The following is a 2,626-nucleotide window of genomic DNA, read 5'->3' on the forward strand; positions in this document are numbered from 1 at the left end:
GCCATGTTCATTTTCTTCCACAAAAAAGAACTCATCAATCGAATCACGCACCCATTCCCGATTTTCGAGTTTTTTGGCGGTCAGCAAATAAACGGTATTGCCCGCCTCCTTGCAGGCTTGCAGAAAGTCGTTTCCCTTAAAGAAAGTAGATACGCAAAGGAAGGTTAGTTTTTGGGACATACTGATATCGTTTTGGGTAAAAGAATAATTGGCGAAATGGGTCAATCGTTCACGGTGAGCCCAGAGAAAAACTCTGCTAGTAAGCGCACCCCAAACGCAGTACCCGCTCGATTAGGGGTAAAGTCCATGTCGCCAAAGGCGGTGCCGGCAATGTCGAGATGGGCCCAGGCGGGGTGGTCTTCGGTGAATATTTCAAGGAACTTAGCCGCTACGATGGCTCCGGCAATGGGTTTGCCGTGGTAGTTGCGCACGTCGGCAATATCGGATTTTATTTCGTCCTTATACTCGTCCCAAATTGGCAACCTCCATAAGCGCTCACCCGTCTGATCCGCAGCGGTAGTGAGCTGTTGGGCCAGGTCGTCATTGGCGGTAAAAAGTCCGGCGGCGGCGTAGCCGAGGGTCTGCACTACGCTACCGGTGAGCGTGGCTAGGTCGAGTAAAACATCGGGTTTGTAGTTCTTGAGCGCATAGCTAATTCCATCGGCTAGGATAAGCCGCCCTTCAGCGTCGGTGTCAATAACCTCGATGGTCTTGCCCGAGAGTGAGTCGATTACGTCGCCGGGTTTGGTACTTGCTCCGTCCACACAGTTTTCTGTGGAAGGAATTATTCCCACCACCCGCAGGGAAATTTCCAGTCGGGCAGCCAGTTCCACTGCGCCCAATACGGCAGCGGCTCCGCCCATGTCGCTCTTCATCATGTGCATGTTGGCGGAACTCTTGATCGACACGCCACCCGTATCGAAGGTCACGCCTTTGCCTACCAGTACCACGGTTTTATCATATTTGGTCGGGCTGTATTCTGTCACAATTAACACAGGCGGTTCTTCGCTGCCTTTGCTTACCGATAGCAGGGCGTGAACACCCAGGGCTTCGAGCGAATCCTTTTCAAGTACAGTTACCTTGTAATTGTGTTGTCTTCCCGAGTCCAGCGCCCACTCGGCCAGGACGCGCGGTGGCTTTTTGTTGGCGGGCGCATTCATCAAATCCATCACGCGCATTTGCACGGCGGCAGTTACTTTTCCTTTAAAGATGGCCCTTTCGTTCTCCGCCGTTTTATCATCTACCCAAACAGTCAGGGTACCAGCCTTGCCAAAAAATTTACTGTATGGTTTTTCCTCCGTCTTGTAAAGATTGACTTTATACCCTCCCAGCATTATGCCGTTCACGGCAGCCTCGATCCACTCGACCGAAACGCCGCGCGCGTCGAGAGTAATGGCATCGGGCCAGCGGTCTATGCGCTTGTGGAAAACGGTACGCAACGACTTTAGTACCGTGACAGCGGTTGGTTTTTTGCCTAAACCCAGCCAAAGCTGTTGCTCCGAAGGCCACCACATTTCATTTTTTTCAGCTTTGAAAACCGCAGGCTTGGGTGATTCGTTGTCCTGGATATACAGACTGACGGTGAGGTCAGTTTCTTGTGGAGAAGTAATTAGGGATATTTTCATCTTGTAATAGTCAAGTGGCTAGGACGAAGCCAAAGTTAAGCAGAGCTTTTCAGAAAGGGACGCAGCTGGCCCGGCAATTCTAAATTCCGCGGCTATCTTTGCGAGTTAGCTCGGTAGTCGATTCCTTTTGATTGCGCTTAGACGCTATAAATCGCGTCTCTACACGTCCTGAATACTAAACTATGCAAATTCTCTCTTACAATGTCAACGGCATCCGCGCCGCCATTCGAAACGGTTTGGTAGAGTGGCTTTCCGATAAGCAATACGACATTTTGTGTTTTCAGGAAATCAAAGCCCAACCCGAGCAGGTCGATTTATCTGGTTTTCAAGAATTGGGGTACGAAGTAGTCGGTTGGCACGCGGCGGAGAAAAAGGGGTACAGTGGTGTGGCGATTTTATCAAAAATAACACCAGATAAAGTTGTCGATGGGTGTGGCTTATCTATTTATGATTGCGAAGGACGTATTTTGCGGGCTGATTTCGGGGAAACGACTCTACTAAATTGTTATTTCCCTTCCGGTACGAGCGGAGAAACCCGGCAGGGCGTGAAAATGAATTTCCTGCAGGATTTTCGGGAATACGTACGCGACCTGCGGAGAGAGCGTCCAAATTTGATTATCTGCGGTGATTACAATATCGCTCATACCAAAAACGACATCCACGATCCGGTTCGCAACAAAAACACCACGGGCTTCTTACCCGAAGAACGCGACTGGCTGACGGAATGGTTTGCCAGTGGCTTTACCGATGCCTTCCGCTATCTCAATCCCGAATTGACTGAATACAGTTGGTGGAGCTACCGTGCCGGGGCACGGGCCAATAATAAAGGCTGGCGGATCGACTACCACGCGGTTTCCGATTCTCTTCGGGATAACCTGATTTACTGCCGGCACACGACCGATGCCGTGCATTCTGATCACTGCGGGGTACTGCTTGAGATCGACCGCCCAAACTACCTTAAATCTTGAAATAGATGAGCCAGAAATTCCAATTGTTTAATA

At 50.2% G+C, this 2,626-nt stretch carries 2 protein-coding genes and 1 pseudogene; 1 reads left to right on the forward strand and 2 read right to left on the reverse strand.

Features of this window, described 5'->3' with window-relative positions:
* Positions 1 to 180, reverse strand: a pseudogene (locus tag ACEW8P_RS25150) (ATPase); the annotation flags it as partial.
* Positions 181 to 221: 41 nt separating this feature from the next.
* Positions 222 to 1,625 (reverse strand): M17 family metallopeptidase, encoded by a 1,404-nt coding sequence (locus ACEW8P_RS25155; RefSeq protein ID WP_373515818.1) that lies wholly within the window; start codon positions 1,623 to 1,625, stop codon positions 222 to 224.
* Between the two features lie 182 nt (positions 1,626 to 1,807).
* On the opposite strand from ACEW8P_RS25155, the gene ACEW8P_RS25160 reads away from it, so the two are divergent.
* Positions 1,808 to 2,593 (forward strand): exodeoxyribonuclease III, encoded by a 786-nt coding sequence (locus ACEW8P_RS25160; RefSeq protein WP_373515819.1) that lies wholly within the window; start codon positions 1,808 to 1,810, stop codon positions 2,591 to 2,593.
* The last annotated feature ends 33 nt before the right edge of the window (positions 2,594 to 2,626 follow it).

Source organism: Persicitalea sp. (assembly GCF_041751555.1).
GTDB lineage: Bacteria > Bacteroidota > Bacteroidia > Cytophagales > Spirosomataceae > Persicitalea.

Coding starts and splice junctions, on each gene's coding strand:
- ACEW8P_RS25160 (WP_373515819.1), top strand. CDS start 1,808: ATGCAAATTCTCTCTTACAATGTCAACGGCATCCGCGCCGCCATTCGA.
- ACEW8P_RS25155 (WP_373515818.1), bottom strand. CDS start 1,625: ATGAAAATATCCCTAATTACTTCTCCACAAGAAACTGACCTCACCGTC.